Consider the following 18,726-nt stretch of genomic DNA (forward strand, 5'->3'; position numbering starts at 1 on the left):
ACAAAGCTAGAAAACCCCGCTTGCAAACCCCACCCGGACCGAGCACAAGCGGCGGCGATGCGTGACGCCAACGTGATCATCGTGGGTGGCGGGGTGATGGGCTGTGGCATCGCCCTGAGGCTGCGCCAGGCCGGCGCGCGGGTGACGGTGCTGGAGCGCGCCATTCCCGGGGCCGAGGCCTCCAGCGCGGCCGGAGGCATCCTCGCGCCCCAGATGGAGTCCGAGGGCCCCGGGCCCTTCCTCGAGCTGTGCCTGCGCAGCCGGGCCCTCTATCCGGAGTTCGCCGCGGAGCTGCTGGCCCTCACGGGCGTCAATGTGAACTACCTGCCTGGCGGCCTGCTGCACCTGGCCTTCGACGAGGCCGGAGCCCAACGCCTGAAGGCCACCGTGGAGTGGCAGCGTGCCCTGGATCTGCGCGCGGAGCTGCTCGGCCCCGCCGAGGTCCACGCCCTGGAGCCCCAGCTCTCCCCCCAGGTGATGGCCGCGGCCCGGTTCCCGGATGACCATCAGGTGGACAACCGGCTGCTCACGCGGGCCCTCACCATGGCCGCCGCCAGGGTGGGCGCCAGCTTCCGCACCGGCTACGTGCGTGGGGTGGTGGAGGAGCACGGCCGCGTGGTGGGGGTGGATATCGATGGGGAGACCCTGCGCGCGGACGCCGTGGTGATCGCCGCCGGCTCCTGGTCCGGCCTGGTACAGGGCGTCTCGGTGGATCCCCGCGTGGTGCGCCCGGCCCGGGGACAGATGGTGCAGTTGCAGACCCGGCTGCCGCTCTTCTCCCACGTCGTCTTCTCCGACAAGGGCTACCTCATCCCCCGGGCCGATGGCCGGGTGCTCGCCGGGAGCACCCTGGAGTTCGCCGGCTTCGAGAAGCACGTCACCGCCGAGGGCCTCCACCGGATCCTCGCCCTGGCCATGGAACTCTGCCCGGCCCTGGCCTCGGCCCCGGTCCAGGAGACCTGGGCGGGCCTGCGGCCCTACACCGACGACCACCTGCCCATCCTGGGGGCCGGACCCCTGCCCGGCCTCTTCCTGGCCACGGGCCACTTCCGCAACGGCATCCTCCTGGCCCCCATCACCGCCCGGCTCATGGCCCAGGCTGTCCTCGGGGAGTCCCCATCCTTGGACCTCACACCGTTCCGTTTCGATCGCTTCCCCCGCCGCTGAGCCGCCGGGGAGACATTCCACCCCCCGGACCACCCGGCCGAGCAGCCGGGAAAGTCGAAAAACCGCGTCGGGTTGGCCTTCCGCGGCCCGATCCTCCTAGAATCGTTCCCTGTGGAAGCCATTCCTCCCGTACCTCCCCGGATTCTGATCGTCGACGACGACGATTCTGTGCGCGACGTCATCTCCGTCCTCCTCAGGGAGGAGGGATACAACTGCGTGGTGGCCAGTGGCGCTGAAATGGCCCTGGACATCGCCAGTCAGGAAGAGACGCCGCTGGTCATCAGCGACATGAAGATGCCGGGCAAGGATGGCCTGTGGCTGCTCGAGCAGCTGCGTGAGCGCTATCCGGACACCTCCGTCATCATGCTCACCGGCTACGGCGACACCGAGTCCGCCGTGGACTGCCTGCGCCGGGGCGCTGTCGACTACCTCCTCAAGCCGCCCAAGCTCACGGATCTCATCCGCGCCATCGAGCGGGCGCTCGCCAAGCGCCGCATCGAGCTGGCTCGCAAGCGCTACCAGAAGAAGCTGGAGCGCAAGGTGCGGGATCGCACCACCGAGCTGCGCAACGCGCTGCGCGACATCGCCCACACCTACCAGTCCACGCTGCTGGCGCTGGTGGCGGCGCTGGACGCGCGCGAGCACGAGACGTCGGACCACTCGCAGCGCGTGGTGCGCTACACGAGCGCCGTCGCCGAGCGCATGGGCATCAAGGGCCAGGAGCTGGAAGAGATCGGCCGCGGCGCCCTGCTGCACGACATCGGCAAGATTGGCGTGCCGGACGCCGTGCTGCTCAAGCCGGGCAAGCTCACGCCCGAGGAGTGGCAGGAGATGCGCAAGCATCCGGACATCGGCTTCCAGATGATCCAGAACATCCCCTTCCTGGCCACGCCGGCGCAGATCGTGCTGTCGCACCAGGAGCGCTGGGATGGGCAGGGCTACCCGCGCAACCTCCGGGGCCAGGAGATCCACATCGGCGCGCGCATCTTCGCCGTGGCGGACACCCTGGACGCGATGACGAGCGACCGGCCCTACCGCAAGGGCACCACCTTCGCCAACGCCATCGCGGAGATCACCCGCTGCGCCGGCACGCAGTTCGATCGCGACGTGGTCCGGGCCTTCCTCGACATCGGTGAGCAGGCGCTCATCAAGATCAAGGAGGACATGCACCTGCGGAAGCTGACGCTGGTGCAGGCCGAGGCGCAGGCCCAGGAGGCCGAGGCCACGCTCGCCCGGCTGACCGATGACCTGGACGACATCGACCAGAGCATCCCCGGCCCAGGGAACCCGGCGCCCGGAACGGGTCCGGCCCCTCGCGGCGCCGCCAGCCCGGCCGCCGCCACGCCTGCTCCCGCCCCCGCGGTGGGAGCCGCCTCCACGGCCAGCCGTCCGGAGCAATCGGTCGTCCTCTCGGTCCTCGCCGGGGGCCGCCAGGGTAATACACGCGACTGAGGCTCATTTGAGGGGATGCCAGACGAGGGCTCGTCGGTTAATAGTCGAGCCCTCCTCATGACCGCCCCTCTTCCCCACAGGGATCCCCTGACCCCGCCGCTGCAGGACGCCCAGGGGAGGACCATGACCTACCTGCGCCTGTCCGTGACGGACCGGTGCAACTTCCGCTGCGCGTACTGCTCGCCGGCGAGCTGGGGTGGGAAGAAGGACCTGCTGACGCCCGCGGAGTTCGAGCGCATCGTCTCCGTCTTCGCGCGCCTGGGCATCCGCCGGGTGCGGCTCACCGGGGGCGAGCCCCTCATCCGCCCGGACATCCTCGAGGTGGCCCAGCGGATCGCCGCCGTTTCCGGGGTGGAGTGGCTGGCCATCACCACCAACGCCAGCCACCTGGAGCGCCTGGCCGTGCCCCTGCGCGAGGCGGGTGTCTCCCAGCTCAACATCAGCCTGGACACCCTCTCCGAGGACACCTTCCGGCGCATCTCCAAGCAGGGGGACTTCGCCTCCACCCTGCGCGGCATCGACGCGGCGGTGGGCGCGGGCTACGCCTCGCTGAAGCTCAACGCCGTCGTCATGAGCGGGGTGAACGACACCGAGGTGGCGGCGATCATCGCCTACGCCCACGCCCGGGGCATCACCCCGCGCTTCATCGAGCTGATGCCCTTCGGCCAGGGCACCCCGGTGCCCACCGCGCAACTGGTGGAGCGGCTCCAGGCCGGAGGCCTCCCGCTGGTGCCGGATGAGGAGCCGAGTGGCCCCGCCTCGGGCCCGGCGCAGTACTGGCGCGCGCCCCAGGGACGGGTGGGCTTCATCTCTCCCCTCTCCCAGAACTTCTGCGGCGGCTGCAACCGCGTGCGCGTGGCCTCCAACGGAGACCTGCGAAGCTGCCTCGGCGGACGGGCCCAGGCGCCGCTGCACGCGCTCATCCGCGGGGGAGCCACGGACGAGGAGCTCGCCCTGGCCATCCGCGGCGCCCTCGGCGAGAAGCCGGACGGCCACCGCTTCACCGAGCCCGGTGCCGGTACCGCCCTGCTGTCGATGATGGGGATCGGCGGCTGAGCCGCGAGCGGCGCTACTTCACCAGCCGGACGTTGAACGGGTAGCGGTACAGCGCCCCTTCGTGGGCCTTGATGCCCGCGTAGACGGACACCACGGTGCCCACCAGCCACAGGGGTGCCAGCAGCTTCCAGAGCAGGAAACCCCCGAAGCAGAACAGGAGCAGGCCCGCGACCATCAGCACGGCGGCGGCGGCCAGCACCGTGAGCTGGAAGTTGAGGGCCTCCTTCGCATGCCGCTCCACCCAGACGGACTGGTTGCCCTTGAGGAGCATGACGAGCAGGGGGCCCAGGGCCGACAGCAACACGGGGCTCACGTGGGCGATCGCGCCCCAGAGCTTCTCGTTTGCCGTCGGCTCCGGGGAGCCGGTGATGAACGAGCCGATCTGCTGCTGAGTTTCCATGGAGGCACCCCTCGTGTGCTGACGGGAGACATCTTCCGCCAGCCCGAGGGAAAAGTCACGAAACAGCGAACCCGGCAGGTCACCCGGAATGACCCGGCAGGTCATCCCGGGCGCTCCGAGGTCAGCGGTAGAGCTCCCCGCCGGCCTTCTTGAACTCCTCGCTCTTCTCGGCCATGCCGGCCTCCAGGGCCTTCTGCTCCTCCCCCACCCCGACCTTCGCCGCGTAGTCGCGCACGTCCTGGGTGATCTTCATGGAGCAGAACTGCGGGCCGCACATGGAGCAGAAGTGGGCCACCTTGGCGCCCTCGGCGGGCAGCGTCTCGTCGTGGAAGGCGCGGGCGCGCTCGGGATCCAACGAGAGGTTGAACTGATCCTCCCAGCGGAACTCGAAGCGGGCCTTGGACAGGGCGTTGTCGCGGATTTGAGCGCCCGGGTGCCCCTTGGCGAGGTCCGCCGCGTGGGCGGCGATCTTGTAGGTGATGACGCCCTCCTTCACGTCATCCCGGTTGGGCAGGCCCAGGTGCTCCTTGGGCGTGACGTAGCAGAGCATCGCCGTGCCGAACCAGCCGATCATCGCCGCGCCGATGCCGCTGGTGAAATGATCGTACCCCGGGGCGATGTCCATGGTGAGGGGCCCCAGCGTGTAGAAGGGCGCCTCGTGGCACACCGCGAGCTGCTTCGTCATGTTCTCCTGGATGAGGTGCATGGGGACGTGGCCCGGGCCCTCGATCATCACCTGCACGTCGTGCTTCCAGGCGATCTTCGTCAGCTCGCCGAGCGTCTCCAGCTCGCCGAACTGCGCCGCGTCGTTGGCGTCCGCGATGGAGCCCGGCCGCAGCCCGTCCCCCAGGCTGAAGCTGACGTCGTACGCCTTGAGGATCTCGCAGATCTCCTCGAAGTGCGTGTAGAGGAAGTTCTCCTGGTGGTGGGCCAGGCACCACTTGGCCAGGATGGAGCCGCCGCGGCTGACGATGCCCGTCATCCGCTTCGCCGTGAGCGGGATGTAGCGCAGCAGCACGCCCGCGTGGATGGTGAAGTAGTCCACGCCCTGCTCACACTGCTCGATGAGGGTGTCGCGGTAGATGTCCCAGGTGAGCTCCTCGGCCTTGCCGCCCACCTTCTCCAGCGCCTGGTAGATGGGCACCGTGCCGATGGGCACCGGGGCGTTACGGAGGATCCACTCGCGCGTCTCGTGGATGTTGCGGCCGGTGGACAGGTCCATCACCGTGTCCGCGCCCCAGCGGATGGACCAGACCATCTTCTCCACTTCCTCCTCGATGGAGGACGTGACGGCCGAGTTGCCCAGGTTGGCGTTGATCTTCACCAGGAAGTTGCGGCCGATGATCATCGGCTCCAGCTCCGGGTGGTTGATGTTGGCCGGGATGATGGCCCGGCCGCGCGCCACCTCGTCCCGGACGAACTCGGGGGTGATCTCCCGGGGAATGGCCGCGCCCCAGGCGTTGCCCGGGTGCTGCCGGGACAGCTCGGCGGCCGCGGCCTCGCGCTTGAGGTTCTCGCGGATGGCCACGTACTCCATCTCGGGCGTGACGATGCCCTTGCGCGCGTAGTGCAACTGGGTGACGTTGGCCCCCGGCTTCGCCACCAGCGGCTTGCGGCGGTGGCCGAAACGCAGCCCGGCCAGGCGCGGATCCGCCTCACGGGCGCGGCCATACTCGGAGGTGATGCCGGCCAGCTCCTCCACGTCCCCGCGGTGGCGGATCCACTCGGAGCGCACCGCGGGCAGGCCCGCGCGCAGATCGATGGAGGCGCCGGGGTCCGTGTACGGGCCGCTCGGGTCGTAGACGAAGATGGAGGGGTTGGGCGTCACCTGCGCGTCCGGCCCATGACCATGCCGGGTGGGCGTCTGGCTGATCTCCCGCATGGGCACGCGGACGTCCGGGTGCAGCACGCCGGGCACGTACACCTTGCGCGAGGCCGGCAGGGGCCCCTGGGTAATGCCCTCCAGCACCTTGCCATCCACCTTGAGGCTCTTCGAGGCTCCGCTCACGTCACTCTCCTCACATGCACGAGAGGGCATAGGCGAGGCGTGGGGCGCCCGCCGCTTCCCTCCGCCGGTACGAACCGGTTCAGGTTCCAAGGGTTGGCCGCGCCACGGCCGTCTCAGCCCCTTGATCGGGGGCACCCCTAGCGACTGGGCGAGGGTGTAGCGCACCGGGCGGCCGGGTATCAACCGCCCGCAGGGCCCCCTGTCCTCCAGGAAGCGGACAACCGGGGGCGCATTCTCTGCGGAAGGCCCTCCCCCGGACGAAATCGTTGCGCCGGACAGCCCCGCCTGGGGCAGCCAACGTGGCGGGCTACCGAAAGAGCACGCCCTGGAGCAGATCCTGCAATAGCTTCTTTCAAGACCCACGATTCATAAGGACCGGAGCCACGTCTATGCAGACCGTTGGAGAGCTGATGACCCGCAGCAGCCTGGTCACCATCACCGAGACCCAGAACCTGGCCATGGCCGAGGAGCTGCTCCGCTTGCATCGCATCCGGCACCTGCCCGTGGTGCGTGGGGGCAAGCTCGTCGGGCTCGTCACCCACCGGGATTTGCTGAAGGCCGCGGCGAAGAGCCGGGGGGCGGATCCGGTTCAGCAGCCGCTGTGGGCCTCGGACGTGATGGTGCGCGACGTGAAGACGGTGCAGGCGGACACGTCCACCCGCGAGGCGGTGAAGCTGATGCTGGACAACAAGTTCGGCTGCCTGCCCGTGGTGGGGGCGGACGGAACGCTCGTCGGCATCCTCACCGAGGCGGACATGGTCCGCTTCGCCCAGCACCTCATCGAGGACATGGATCGCCGCAGCCTCGCGGCCGAGTACGAAGCCTGAGCCGCGCCACAACGGCCTGAGAAGGGCCAGGGGGAGCACCATGTCGATCGTCTTCGGAACGGATTTCTCGGAGCGGGCGATGACCGCGGCCCGGGCGGCGGCGGTGCTCGCCCGCAGGACCGGTGACGTGCTCCACCTGGTGCACGTCACCGAGTACGGCAGCGCCGGGCGCAGTGCCTCGAGCGATGAGACGTTGCGAAGCGAGCTGCTCTCCCGCCTGGAAGCCCTGGCCGCCGAGCTGCGCACCGAGGACCTCCGGGTGGAGGTCCACCTGCGGGAGGGCGCCCCGGACGAGGTGCTCGTCGAGCATGCGGCCGTCGTCCACGCCTCGCTCATCATCGTGTCCCACCATGGGCAGCGGGCGCCGCGCTGGCGCATCGGCAACGTGACGGAGCGCGTGGTGCAGGCGGCCCGTTGTCCGGTGCTCGTCCTGCGCGCGCCGGACCCCCTGGCGGCCTGGGCCCGCGGGGAGCGCAGCCTGCGCGTCCTGCTGGGCCTGGACTTCTCCCCGCCCTCCGATGCGGCGGTGGCCTGGGTGCGCAAGCTGCGCTCGCTCGGGAGCTGCGAGGTGGTGGCCGCCCATCACTACTGGGGCGCGGATGCCCACGTGCGCTACGGCGTGCCCCTCTCCCCCGAGTCCGAGGTGACGCCCGAGGTGGAGGAGGCGCTGCGGCGCGACCTGACGGCCCGCCTGGGCGACATGCCCGGCACCGGGGCCGTCTGGGTGCACCTGGATCCCGGCATGAGTCGGCCCGCGGAATCGCTGGTGGCGCTGGCGCGCAAGGAGGAAGCGGACCTCATCGTGGTGGGCACCCACCAGCGCACCGGCGCGAGCAAGTGGTGGTACGGCTCGGTGTCGCAGCGCATCGTCCACGATGCGCCCGTCTCCGTGCTGTGCGTACCGGCCAGCGCGGTGTCCACGCTCACCATCCCCGAGGTGCGCCGGGTGCTCGCCCCCACGGATCTCTCCGACGTGGGCATCAGCGCCATCCGCCACGCCTACTCCATCGTTCCGGCCGGCGGCGCCGTCTACCTGCTGCACGTGCTGGAGCCCGTAGGCGGCACGCCCCCGCTCTACGCGCAGTACCTCGCGCCGCAGGGCTCCCCCCCGGTGCACACCCCCGAGAAGGATCGCCTCGCCGAGGTGCTGCGAGGGCTCATCCCGCCCGAGGCGGCCGTCCGCGGCATCTCCACGCGGGTGGAGGTGGTCCACGGCCGGAAGGTGTCCGAGGCCGTCACCCAGGCGGCGGAGCGATTGAATTGCGACGTCATCTGCCTGGCCACCCATGGGCGCTCGGGGCTGACCAAGGCACTGCTCGGCTCGGTGGCCCAGGAGGTGCTCCAGAGCAGCAGCAGGCCGGTGTTGCTCGTCCGTCCGGCGTGAGCAGGCGGGCATCCGGGCTCCCGTTCCGATGCTCGGGAAAAGGCTTGGCTTCCCAGGCCCATGAATTCCCGGCACGCACATTGAAGGTTTCATCCCGGGTGAACGACCTCCGGGAGGTGTGCTGTGACCTACGTTGCCATCACCGAGTTCGAGACGCGGCTTCAATGGCAGCGCGGATGTGGCGCGCGGCTCTCCGGGGATCGTGCCTCCGCCATCCCCCTGGGGGAGCAGCCTGACGGCCTGGAGGCGCCCTGGAGCGAGGGGCCCTGGAACCCCGAGACCCTGCTGGTGGGGGCCGTGGAGGGGAGAACCCTTTTGGCCTTCATGGAGCAGGCGCGTGCCCTGGGTGTGGAGGTTCTTTTCTACCAGAGCTCCGCCGTGGCCCGGCGGGTGGACGGGCCGGACGGGCTTCCCCACTACACGGACCTGATCGTCCGCCCCCACGTGGCCGTCCGGGGAGAACAGGAAGCGGCGCTCGTGCGGGGCATCTTCGAGGCGCTCCCGGAGCGGTGTTTCCCCAGCTCCATGCTGAGGCTCACCCCCCGGATCGAACCCATCATCGACACCTGGGACGAGCACCACGTGGCGGCGCTGGAGGAGGATCGCCGCCACCGGCAGACCTGGCGGTGGTGGGAGGGGGAACGGGCATCCGGTCATGAACCTTGACGTGACGTGCGGGGCATGGTTGCTCACCGTGTAGGAATCCGCCCCTTGGGGGCGCTTGCTTGTTACGGTCCACACCATGTCCGCTCAACGCATCCTGGTCGTCGACGACGAGGGCAATGCCCGCCGCGCCATCGCCACCATCCTCGGTGAGGAGGGCTATGAAGTCGCCGAGGCCGCCAATGGGGAGGAGGGGCTCGCCCGTCTGTCCGACTTCTCACCCGCCGTCGTGCTGACGGATGTGCGCATGCCGAAGATGGACGGGCTCACCTTCCTGCAGAAGGCGCGGGAGCAGGGCTCGGACGCCACGTTCATCGTGATGACGGCCTTCGCCAGCGTGGAGACGGCGGTGGAGGCCATGCGCGCCGGCGCCGAGAACTACCTGGTCAAGCCGCTGGACGCCAACGCCGTGCTGGTGGTGTTGGGCAAGGCGCTGGAGAAGCGGGAGCTGAAGCGCGAGGCGGAGAGCCTGCGCGAGCAGGTGCGCCAGCGCACGCGCTTCCACAACATCATCGGCGAGGCGCCCCAGCTCCAGGCCATCTACGACGTGGTGCGGCGGGCGGCGTCCACCCGCGCCACGGTGCTCATCCTCGGCGAGTCCGGCACGGGCAAGGAGCTGATCGCCCAGGCCATCCACCAGGAGTCGCAGCGGCGCGACAAGCCCTTCGTCAAGGTACACTGCGCCGCGCTCTCCGAGGGCCTGCTGGAGAGCGAGCTGTTCGGCCACGAGAAGGGCGCCTTCACCGGCGCGGTGGCCCGCAAGGAGGGCCGCTTCGAGCTGGCCGACGGCGGCACCCTCTTCCTGGATGAAATCGGAGAGATCGCCCCGGCGGTGCAGGTGAAGCTGCTGCGCGTGCTGCAACAGCGCGAGTTCGAGCGCGTGGGCGGCACGCAGTCGCTGAAGGTGGACGTGCGCATCGTCGCGGCCACCCACCGCGATCTGGTGGCCGAGGTGAAGGCGGGCCGGTTCCGCGAGGACCTGTACTACCGGCTCAACGTGGTGGCGGTGACGTTGCCGTCCCTGCGCGAGCGCAAGAGCGACATCCCCGCGCTGGTGAGCCACTTCCTGGAGAAGTACAGCGACGCGTACGGCAAGGACGTGCGGGGGCTGGCGCCGGGCACACTGCAGGCGCTGCTGTCCTACGACTGGCCGGGCAACATCCGCGAGCTGGAGAACGCCATCGAGCGCGCGGTGGTGCTGGCCGCGGGCAACGAGCTGACCACGGATGACCTGCCGCCCGTGCTGCGGGGGCCCCGGCCCACCGGATCCTCCCCTTCCTCCCTGATTCCGGGAGCCACGCTGGCGCAGATCGAGCGCGAGGCCATCCTCCGCACGCTGGAGATGGTGCAGGGCTCCACCACGCGGGCCGCGGAGATCCTCGGCATCAGCGTGCGCAAGGTGCAGTACCGGCTGAAGGAGTACGGCACGGGCGCGACCGGCAAGCCCTCGCCGGACAACGACACCGACGAGGAGAGCCCGGAGACCGGCTCCGCCTCGGAGTAGCCCGCCGGGCGGGGATCAACGGGCCAGGGGCAGGCGCAGGAGGAAGCGCGCCCCACCCTCCGGGGAGCTGCCCACCTCCAGCGTGCCGCCGTGCTGCGTCACGATGGCGTGGACGATGGACAGGCCCAGGCCGGACCCCGAGGCCTTGGTGGTGAAGAAGGGCTCGAAGAGCCGGTCGCGGATCTCCGGCGGAATGCCCGGCCCCGAGTCGTCCACGAGGATCAACACCCGGTCGCCCTCGCGCGCCGCGGAGACCCGGACGAGCCCGTCGGCCGGCGTGGCCTCCAGCGCGTTGAGGGCCAGGTTGATGAGCACCTGGCGCAACCGCTCCTCCTCTCCCTGGACGGGCGGCACCGACTCGCCCCCGTCCCCCTCGAGCAGCAGCCGCACCCGGCGCGCTTCCGCCTGGCCGCTCAGGAGATCCACCACGCGCCGCAGCAACTGGCTCACCTCCACCGGATCCGGGCGGAACTCGCGCGGCCGCGCGAACTGGAGGAAGTCCTCGAGGATGTGATCCAACCGGCGGATCTCATCACGCACCAGCAGCAGCGGCTCCAGCAGATGGGGTTGCTGCTCCTCGGAGAGCCGGCGGATCCGCCGCTCCAACACCGACAACTGCAGGGCCGCCGCGTTGAGCGGATTGCGGATCTCATGCGAGAGCCCGGCCGTCATGGTGCCCACCGCGGCGAGCTTCTCCGTCACCTGGGCCCGGCGCGCCAGCTCGCGCTTCTCCTCCTGCAGGCGCACCTGGCGCATGGCCTGCTCCAGCGTGAGGAGCAGCTCGTTGGGCGCGCAGGGCTTCATCAGGTAGGCGCAGGCCCCCGCGCGCACCGCCGCCACGGCCGTCTCCAGCGTGGCGAACCCGGTGAGCAGCACCACCTCGGACTCGGGCACCTTCTCCTTCAGCTCGCGGGCGAGCGCCGTCCCGTCCCCGTCCGGCAGCCGCAGGTCCACCAGCGCCACGTCGAAGCCCTCCCGGACTCGCTCGCGGGCCTCGCGGCAACTGCTCGCCCCGTGTACCTCGTAGCCCGCGTCGCCGAGCAACTCCTGGAGGTTGTCGAGGAAGGCCGCGTTGTCGTCGATGACGAGCACGCGGGGACGCTTGGAGTGGGAGAGGCTCATGAGGACCTCTGCGGGCGCGAGGCGTGGACGCGATCCAGCACATCCAGCAACACGGCCGTATCGAAGGGTTTGGAGAAGACGTCCGTGTGCTCCGGCATGGCCGCCGAAGGAAGCATCTCCGGGTAGGCCGTCATCACGAACACCGGCAGATGCGGGAAGCGTGCCCGCAGCCGGCGCAGCGCCTCCCCATCCGGGCCCCCCGGCAGCCGCAGGTCCACCAGCGCCGCGAAGGGCCGCACCGAGGCCAACTGCTCCGTGTCCAGCACCGAGCGGGCGGTGACGCACGAGAAGCCGCGCGAGCGCAGCACCTCGGTGAGGTTGTCGCTGAGGGCCAGGTCATCCTCGACGAGCACCACCAGTCCATCCCGGCGCGCCTCGGACAGCAGCGACACGAGCGTGGGGATGGGCACGGGCTTGGGCAGCACCGCGAGCAGCCCCTCGCGCCGGGCCGTCTCCAGGTCATCCTCCCCCGGGTAGGCGGTGATGACCACGGCGGCGAGCCCCGGGTCCACCTGGCGGATCCGATGCACCGCCGCGGCCCCGCTCATGCCGGGCATCTTCATGTCGGTGAGGAGCACGTCGAAGCACTGGGAGCGCGCCAGCTCCAGGGCCCGTGCGCCCTCCGTCACCACCGTGGCCTCGTCTCCTCCGTCGCGGAGGATCTCCGCGAGGTTCTCCGCGAAGGCCTCGTTGTCATCCAGCAGCAGGTATTTCCTCATGGCATCGCTACATCGAAGAGGGAGGGGAGGAAAGAGAAGGGAGCCGGAGCACGAAGCGCGCGCCCCGGCCCTCGCGAGGAGCATAGGCAATGGAGCCCCCGTGCCGCTCGAGGATGCGCTTGACGAGCGGCAGCCCCAGGCCGATGCCCCGTGCCTTGGTGGTCATCAACGGCTCGAAGATCCGGCGCCGGATGATGTCGCTGACACCGGGCCCCGAGTCCTCCAGGACGAGCTCCACCTTGTCCGGACCCGCCGAGGCCTCCAGCGTCACCGTGCCCGTGTTCCCCACGGCCTGCACGGCGTTCTCCAGCAGGTTGACGAAGACCTGGCGCATCTGCCCGGGGTCACCCGCGAGCGTGGGGAGTCCCTCCAGGCCCTCGGCGCGGATGGACACCCCCTCGGGCGCGGGCACCGAGGTGAGCGCGTCCTTCCACACCTCGTCGAGCCGCAGGGGCTCGCGCTTGAGCGGCCGGTCGCGGATCATGTCCAGCAGGTCCGTGACGATCCGGTTGGCCAGCGTCACCTGCTCGCCAATGCGATCCAGGTGCTTGGTGGCGCGCTCGTCGGTGGCCAGGGGCCGGCCCTTGAGGATGAAGAGCGACGTCTCGATGACACCCAGAGGATTGCGCAGCTCGTGCCCGATGGAGCCCACGAGCTGGCCGAAGGTGGACAGCCGCTCGCTGCGCGCCTGCTGGGCGAGCAGATCCTCGCGGTACGTGTGCAGCATGATGGCCAGCTCGATATCGAGGATCTTCCCGAGCGCCACCCGCGCGGCGCGCAGCAGCGCGAGCTGCTGGGCATAGCGCTCGTCGATGATGCGGTTGAGCTCCTGCCGCAGGACGTTCATCGCGCCGAACATGTAGTGCTGGGGCAGCGCGATGCGCACGTGCATGCGGCCGATGCGGCAGCGCGTCAGGTAGTAGTCCTCATCCCAGGGCCCGCGCAGAAGCTGCTCCATCCAGGCCACCAGCGTCACCTTGAGGTGGCCCACCTGGCTCTCACCGGCCAGGGCGCTGCGCGCGCCTTCGTGCTGCAGGATGCGGTCGTAGAAGATCACCGAGATGGCCGGGAACTCGTTCCGGGCCAGCTCGTGCAGGGAACGGAGCGCCTGCTCGTCCTCCACCCCGAAGCCTACGTATCTCTTCAACTCCTCGAACAAGGTCTCAGCCATTCGTAGGTGAACGTTCTAGCGCGCCCCAAGCTGGGAAACACCGGTTGAACCCTCCTCCCCTGCATGGAAATCAACCCGGTGGGAAGCAGGGCGGCCGCTCCCCCGGGCAAGCGGGCGGAAGCGCTCGGCCGCGAAGCTCTCACAAGGCAAGAAGCACGCCATGGGAACCGCCTTGGCGTGTTCCTGGTGGAGCGCAACCCGTGCGGAAGGACGGGACAGCGCGCAGCTTTTGCACACGCGAGGCTGGATCCACGCGCCCTCCCCGGGCAGCCTGGGCGGCCGTCGCAGTCCAGACCCGGAGAGAACCCCATGAAGCTGAAGGCGCTGTGCATTGCCCTGTCCCTGCTCGCGATTCCCACGGCCACGTCCGCCCAGAGCCCGTTCGACCAGCTCAAGCAGTCGGCGGGTAACGCGGGCAAGGCCGCCATCGAGAAGCGCGTCAACGCGAAGCTGATGGAGGACGCCCGCAAGAACCAGTGCAGCTTCAAGTCGGGCACCGACGTGCTCGAGCCCGGCTGCGACAAGAAGCTCCGCAACCTCACCAACGCCCTCGTCGAGGCGAAGAAGCAGCTCGATGCCGGCGGGGTGAAGAACTACAAGTTCGAGGTCTCCGGGCACACCGACTCGAGCGGCGACGCGGCCAAGAACAAGCAGCTCAGCGAGAAGCGCGCCGAGGTCATCGTCAAGGAGCTCGTCGCCCGGGGCGTGCCGCGCGGGGAGATCATCGCCGTGGGCCGCGGCTCGGAGCAGCTCCTGGTGAAGCCGGACAACACGGCGGCCAAGAAGGCGAAGAACCGGCGCTACGAGATCCAGGTCCGGCTCTGAGCCGGCGTGTTGTACAATCCGTGACGACCGTGGCGCGCTCCCCTCATCACAAGCTCGACGAGTTCCTGCCGTACCGGCTGTCCCTGGCCTCCAACGCGGTGAGCCAGGTCATCGCCCGGGCCTACGAGGAGCACTTCGGCCTCAAGACGCACGAGTGGCGCGTCATCGCCGTGGTGGCGCAGGACGGCGAGCTCACCCAGCAGGAAATCGTCGGCCGCACGAAGATGGACAAGGTGACGGTGAGCCGCGCCGCTCAGGTGCTCGAGCGGCGCAAGCTGCTGCGCCGCGTGACGAACACCGAGGATGGCCGCTCCCTCCGCCTCTCGCTCACGGCCGAGGGGCAGAAGCTCTACACCCGCGTCATGCCCGCGGCGCTCGAGCTCGAGGCGGAGGTCCTCCAGGGGCTCAGCGAGCGGGAGATCTCCGAGCTCCAGGACGTGCTCCGCCGCCTGGAAACGGCCGCCGAGCGCGTCCTCTCCCGTCGCTGACGCACCGCGTCTCCCCCCTCGCGGCATCCACCGCCCGACAGGCGCCCCCCTGCTCGCTTGCGTACTTGGTTTCAGATGTTACTGTTTCAGATGTTACTATCTCGGCAGCTAGACGGAGGAGACCGGCTCATGAGCAACGTGGCGGAGAACACCCTCGGGTTGAATGGTTTCGAGTTCGTCGAGTTCACCTCGCCGGAGCCCGGCAAGATGATCGAGCTCATCGAGCGGCTGGGCTTCACGGCCTGGTCGATGCACCCGACGAAGGACGTCATCCGCTACAAGCAGGGGGGCATCAACCTGCTCGTGAACCGGGAGCCCACCGGGCAGGCCGCCGAGTTCCGCAAGCTGCATGGCCCCTCGGCCAACGGCATGGCGTTCCGGGTGGCGGACGCGAAGAAGGCCTACGAGCTGGCGATCGAGCGGGGCGCGCGTCCGGCGGACCCGGCGTCCGGCACGCTGGGCGCCGACGGATATGTCCTCCAGGGCATCGGGGGCAGCCTGCTCTATCTCGTGGACCGCCACGGGGCGAAGGGCTCGCTGTATGACGGCTGGCGCCAGATTCCCGGGGCCGAGGAGGCCGAGAAGAAGAACAGCGTCGGCCTCGACATCCTCGATCACCTCACGCACAACGTGCGCCGCGGCGAGATGCGCACCTGGTCCACCTTCTACAACCGGGTGTTCGGGTTCACCGAGCAGAAGTACTTCGACATCAAGGGCCAGGCGACCGGCCTGTTCTCGCAGGCGATGATCGCCCCGGACCAGGCCATCCGCATCCCGCTCAACGAGAGCCAGGACGAGAAGTCGCAGATCGAGGAGTTCATCCGCCAGTACAACGGCGAGGGCATCCAGCACCTGGCGCTGACCACCCCGGACATCTACACGACGGTGGAGAAGCTGCGCGAGCGCGGCGTCATCTTCCAGGACACCATCGAGACCTACTACGAGCTGGTGGACAAGCGGGTGCCGGGCCACGGCGAGGACCTGGCGCGGATGAAGCACAACCGCATCCTCATCGACGGCAGCAAGTCCGAGGGCTTCCTGCTGCAGATCTTCACCGAGAACCTCTTCGGGCCCATCTTCTTCGAGGTCATCCAGCGCAAGGGCAACGAGGGGTTCGGCAACGGGAACTTCCAGGCGCTGTTCGAGTCCATCGAGCTCGATCAGATCCGGCGCGGCGTCATCAAGGTCGAGACCCGGAAGTAGTCATCCCGTAGCGCGGAACCTCGCGGAGGACACATGGCGATGGATGGATACATGTCGGGCTTCGGTAACGAATTCGCGACCGAGGCCGTTGCGGGTGCGCTTCCGGAGGGGCAGAACTCTCCGCAGCGTGTGCCCTACGGGCTGTATGCCGAGCAGCTCTCGGGCACGGCGTTCACCGCGCCCCGGCGGGAGAACCGCCGGAGCTGGCTCTACCGGCTGCGCCCCAGCTCGAGCCATGGGCCCTTTCGTCCGCTCCCGGAGGGCCTGCTGCGCAGCGGGCCCTTCAACGAGGCGCCCGCCACACCCAACCGCCTGCGCTGGAACCCGCTCCCGCGTCCGGCCCAGCCCACCGACTTCATCGAGGGGCTGGTCACCTTCGGTGGGAACGGCTCGCCGTCGCACGGCACGGGCGTGGGGATCCACCAGTACGTCGCCAACCGGTCGATGACCGACACCGTCTTCTACAACGCCGACGGAGAGCTGCTGATCGTCCCGCAGTCGGGGCGGCTGCGGCTGGTCACCGAGATGGGCGTGCTCGGGCTCGCGCCGGGCGAGGCCGGCATCGTGCCGCGCGGGGTACGCTTCCGCGCCGAGCTGCCCGACGGCGAGGCCTCCGGGTACCTCTGCGAGAACTACGGGGCGCACTTCCGGCTCCCCGAACTCGGGCCCATCGGCGCGAACGGGCTCGCCAACCCGCGCGACTTCCTCACGCCGGTGGCCGCCTACGAGGACGTGGACCGCCCGACGCGCGTGGTGCAGAAGTTCCAGGGCCGCCTGTGGGCCGCCGAGCTCGACCACTCGCCGCTCGACGTCGTGGCGTGGCACGGCAACCTGGCGCCGTACAAGTACGACCTGTCGCGCTTCAACACGATCGGAACGGTGAGCTTCGATCACCCGGATCCGTCGATCTTCACGGTACTCACCTCGCCGAGCGAGAGCCCCGGGGTGGCCAACTGCGACTTCGTCATCTTCCCGCCGCGGTGGATGGTGGCCGAGAACACCTTCCGGCCGCCGTGGTTCCACCGCAACATCATGAGCGAGTTCATGGGGCTCGTGCACGGTGCGTACGACGCGAAGGCCGAGGGCTTCATGCCGGGCGGCGCGTCGCTGCACAACTGCATGAGCGGCCACGGCCCCGACCGTGAGACCTACGAGCGCGCGGTGTCCGTCAACCTCGCGCCGCACAAGATCGCCGACACGCTGGCGTTCATGTTCGAGACCCGCCAGGTGATCTCTCCGACGCGCTTCGCGATGGAGACCCCCGCCCTGCAGCGTGACTACGACGCCTGCTGGTCGAACTTCCCCAAGGCACGCCTGCCCGGAACGGGCTCGGAGACGAAGCGGTGAAGCTCGCCTCACTGAAGTCAGGACGTGATGGCCGTCTGGCCGTCGTCTCGGATGACCTGGCCTGGTACGCGGACGCCACGGCGATCGCACCGACCTTGCAGCGGGCCCTCGACGAGTGGGACCGCTGCGAAGGGCCGCTCCGCACCCTCGCGGCGGCTCTGAACCGGGGCGATGGGCCGAGGAGCCCGTTCTCCGAGGCGGAATGCGCCTCTCCCCTGCCCCGCGCCTACCAGTGGGCGGACGGCTCGGCGTACGTGAACCACGTGGCGCTCGTGCGCAAGGCGCGCAAGGCGGAGATGCCCGAGAGCTTCTGGACGGACCCGCTCATGTACCAGGGCGGCTCGGACGGCTTCCTCGCCCCGCGTGAACCCATTCCCCTCGCGGACGAGAGCTGGGGCTGCGATCTCGAGGGCGAGGTCGCGGTCATCACCGGAGACGTGCGGCAGGGCGCGACGCGCGAAGAGGCGCTGAAGGCGATCCGGCTCGTCATGCTGGTCAACGACGTGTCGCTCCGGAACCTCATCCCGGGGGAGTTGGCCAAGGGGTTCGGGTTCTTCCAATCCAAGCCGGCCTCCTCGTTCTCGCCCGTGGCCATCACGCCGGACGCGCTCGGTGGCGCGTGGCGCGAGGGCAAGCTGCACGGGGCGCTGCGCGTCTCGTTGAACGGGGAGCCCTTCGGGCGCGCGGACGCGGGCGTCGACATGACGTTCGACTTCGGCACCCTCGTGGCCCACGCCGCGAAGACGCGCGACCTCTGCGCGGGCACCATCATCGGCTCGGGCACCGTGTCGAACCGCGACGCGGATGGTGGGCCGGGGAAGCCCATCCGGGATGGCGGGCTCGGCTACTCCTGTATCGCCGAGGTGCGGACCGTCGAGACCCTCCTGGCCGGGGCGCCCAAGACGCCCTTCCTCCGCCACGGGGACCGCGTGCGCATCGAGATGCAGGACGAGGCGGGCCGCTCCCTCTTCGGCGCGATCGAGCAGACCGTCGCGGCTCCACGCCGATGAACCCGGAGCGGACGCGCGTCTTCGAGACCCCCGCGGGCGTCGCGCTCTGTACGCTCGACGCCCTGGCGGACCCCGGGGCGCGCAACTTCGTCCTGCAGATCGATGACGCTTACTTCCACGGCTTCCTGGTGCGCACCGGCGAGCAGGTCCGGGGCTACGTGGACCGCTGCCCGCATCAGGGACTGCCGCTCGCGCAGAAGCTCGACAGCTATCTGACGCCCGATGCCCGGCTGATCTCCTGCTCCTGGCATGGGGCACTCTTCCGGTTGGACGATGGGGTGTGCGTCGGTGGCCCGTGTGCTGGCCAACGGCTGACGCCCTGGCCCGTCACGGTCGAGCACGGCGTGGTGCGCACGGCCTGACACGGGCCGGACTCCACC

Annotated in this window: 18 protein-coding genes and 1 riboswitch; of the genes, 13 read left to right on the top strand and 5 right to left on the bottom strand. The window is 69.6% G+C overall.

Going from position 1 to position 18,726, the window contains the following annotated elements; genetic code table 11:
• Positions 1–57 precede the first annotated feature (57 nt).
• The 3 genes from thiO to moaA all read left to right on the top strand — a co-directional run bounded on the left by thiO (position 58) and on the right by moaA (position 3,675).
• Positions 58–1,167 carry a glycine oxidase ThiO gene (gene thiO, locus ACN28I_RS09530; RefSeq protein WP_420941756.1) on the top strand — a complete coding sequence of 370 codons (1,110 nt, stop codon included), beginning with the start codon at positions 58–60 and terminating at the stop codon, positions 1,165–1,167.
• Between the two features lie 111 nt (positions 1,168–1,278).
• Positions 1,279–2,619, top strand: coding sequence for an HD domain-containing phosphohydrolase (locus tag ACN28I_RS09535; RefSeq protein ID WP_420941757.1), 1,341 nt, complete (start codon positions 1,279–1,281; stop codon positions 2,617–2,619).
• 57 nt (positions 2,620–2,676) lie between these two features.
• Positions 2,677–3,675 (top strand): GTP 3',8-cyclase MoaA, encoded by a 999-nt coding sequence (moaA, locus tag ACN28I_RS09540; RefSeq protein ID WP_420941758.1) that lies wholly within the window; start codon positions 2,677–2,679, stop codon positions 3,673–3,675.
• Positions 3,676–3,688: 13 nt separating this feature from the next.
• Here the strand turns inward: moaA and ACN28I_RS09545 are convergent, their stop codons facing one another.
• Together ACN28I_RS09545 and thiC are read right to left on the bottom strand one after the other, a co-directional pair.
• Positions 3,689–4,075 (bottom strand): DUF4870 domain-containing protein, encoded by a 387-nt coding sequence (locus ACN28I_RS09545; protein ID WP_420941759.1) that lies wholly within the window; start codon positions 4,073–4,075, stop codon positions 3,689–3,691.
• Positions 4,076–4,196: 121 nt separating this feature from the next.
• Positions 4,197–6,083: a phosphomethylpyrimidine synthase ThiC gene (thiC, locus tag ACN28I_RS09550; protein WP_420941760.1), complete on the bottom strand. Its 1,887-nt coding sequence runs from the start codon at positions 6,081–6,083 to the stop codon at positions 4,197–4,199.
• Between the two features lie 39 nt (positions 6,084–6,122).
• Positions 6,123–6,232: riboswitch (TPP riboswitch) on the bottom strand.
• 261 nt (positions 6,233–6,493) lie between these two features.
• Between thiC and ACN28I_RS09555 the strand changes: the two genes are divergently transcribed.
• The 4 genes from ACN28I_RS09555 (at position 6,494) to ACN28I_RS09570 (ending at position 10,461) form a co-directional block, all read left to right on the top strand.
• On the top strand, positions 6,494–6,910 hold the full coding sequence (locus ACN28I_RS09555; protein WP_420941761.1) for a CBS domain-containing protein: 417 nt from the start codon (positions 6,494–6,496) through the stop codon (positions 6,908–6,910).
• A 40-nt stretch (positions 6,911–6,950) separates the two neighbouring features.
• On the top strand, positions 6,951–8,294 hold the full coding sequence (locus tag ACN28I_RS09560; protein WP_420941762.1) for a universal stress protein: 1,344 nt from the start codon (positions 6,951–6,953) through the stop codon (positions 8,292–8,294).
• 123 nt (positions 8,295–8,417) lie between these two features.
• A complete protein-coding gene (locus tag ACN28I_RS09565; RefSeq protein WP_420941763.1) occupies positions 8,418–8,960 on the top strand; it encodes an OsmC family protein in 543 nt (180 codons plus the stop codon).
• 76 nt (positions 8,961–9,036) lie between these two features.
• Entirely contained in the window at positions 9,037–10,461 is a 1,425-nt protein-coding gene (locus ACN28I_RS09570) for a sigma-54-dependent transcriptional regulator (protein WP_420941764.1), read from the top strand.
• A gap of 15 nt (positions 10,462–10,476) precedes the next feature.
• Here the strand turns inward: ACN28I_RS09570 and ACN28I_RS09575 are convergent, their stop codons facing one another.
• The 3 genes from ACN28I_RS09575 to ACN28I_RS09585 are packed head-to-tail and all read right to left on the bottom strand — an operon-like array spanning position 10,477 to position 13,473.
• Positions 10,477–11,583, bottom strand: coding sequence for a sensor histidine kinase (locus ACN28I_RS09575; protein WP_420941765.1), 1,107 nt, complete (start codon positions 11,581–11,583; stop codon positions 10,477–10,479).
• Entirely contained in the window at positions 11,580–12,302 is a 723-nt protein-coding gene (locus ACN28I_RS09580; RefSeq protein WP_420941766.1) for a response regulator, read from the bottom strand. Before ACN28I_RS09580 ends, ACN28I_RS09575 begins: the two co-directional genes overlap by 4 nt.
• 7 nt (positions 12,303–12,309) lie before the next feature.
• The gene (locus ACN28I_RS09585) at positions 12,310–13,473 is read right to left on the bottom strand and encodes a protoglobin domain-containing protein (RefSeq protein WP_420941767.1); all 1,164 of its coding nucleotides are present in this window, start codon (positions 13,471–13,473) and stop codon (positions 12,310–12,312) included.
• 309 nt (positions 13,474–13,782) lie between these two features.
• On the opposite strand from ACN28I_RS09585, the gene ACN28I_RS09590 reads away from it, so the two are divergent.
• The 6 genes from ACN28I_RS09590 (at position 13,783) to ACN28I_RS09615 (ending at position 18,708) form a co-directional block, all read left to right on the top strand.
• A complete protein-coding gene (locus tag ACN28I_RS09590) occupies positions 13,783–14,298 on the top strand; it encodes an OmpA family protein (RefSeq protein WP_420941768.1) in 516 nt (171 codons plus the stop codon).
• A 20-nt stretch (positions 14,299–14,318) separates the two neighbouring features.
• Positions 14,319–14,786 carry a MarR family winged helix-turn-helix transcriptional regulator gene (locus ACN28I_RS09595; protein ID WP_420941769.1) on the top strand — a complete coding sequence of 156 codons (468 nt, stop codon included), beginning with the start codon at positions 14,319–14,321 and terminating at the stop codon, positions 14,784–14,786.
• 129 nt (positions 14,787–14,915) lie between these two features.
• Positions 14,916–15,989, top strand: coding sequence for a 4-hydroxyphenylpyruvate dioxygenase (hppD, locus tag ACN28I_RS09600; RefSeq protein ID WP_420941770.1), 1,074 nt, complete (start codon positions 14,916–14,918; stop codon positions 15,987–15,989).
• A gap of 33 nt (positions 15,990–16,022) precedes the next feature.
• Positions 16,023–17,336, top strand: a complete 1,314-nt coding sequence (hmgA, locus tag ACN28I_RS09605) for a homogentisate 1,2-dioxygenase (protein ID WP_420941771.1) — start codon at positions 16,023–16,025, stop codon at positions 17,334–17,336.
• Positions 17,333–18,346: a fumarylacetoacetate hydrolase family protein gene (locus ACN28I_RS09610; RefSeq protein WP_420941772.1), complete on the top strand. Its 1,014-nt coding sequence runs from the start codon at positions 17,333–17,335 to the stop codon at positions 18,344–18,346. Before hmgA ends, ACN28I_RS09610 begins: the two co-directional genes overlap by 4 nt.
• On the top strand, positions 18,343–18,708 hold the full coding sequence (locus ACN28I_RS09615) for a Rieske (2Fe-2S) protein (RefSeq protein WP_420941773.1): 366 nt from the start codon (positions 18,343–18,345) through the stop codon (positions 18,706–18,708). The genes ACN28I_RS09610 and ACN28I_RS09615 overlap by 4 nt, the downstream gene beginning before the upstream one ends.
• Positions 18,709–18,726 lie beyond the last annotated feature (18 nt).

The sequence above is a fragment of the Archangium gephyra genome, assembly GCF_049060025.1.
Classification (GTDB): domain Bacteria; phylum Myxococcota; class Myxococcia; order Myxococcales; family Myxococcaceae; genus Archangium; species Archangium gephyra_A.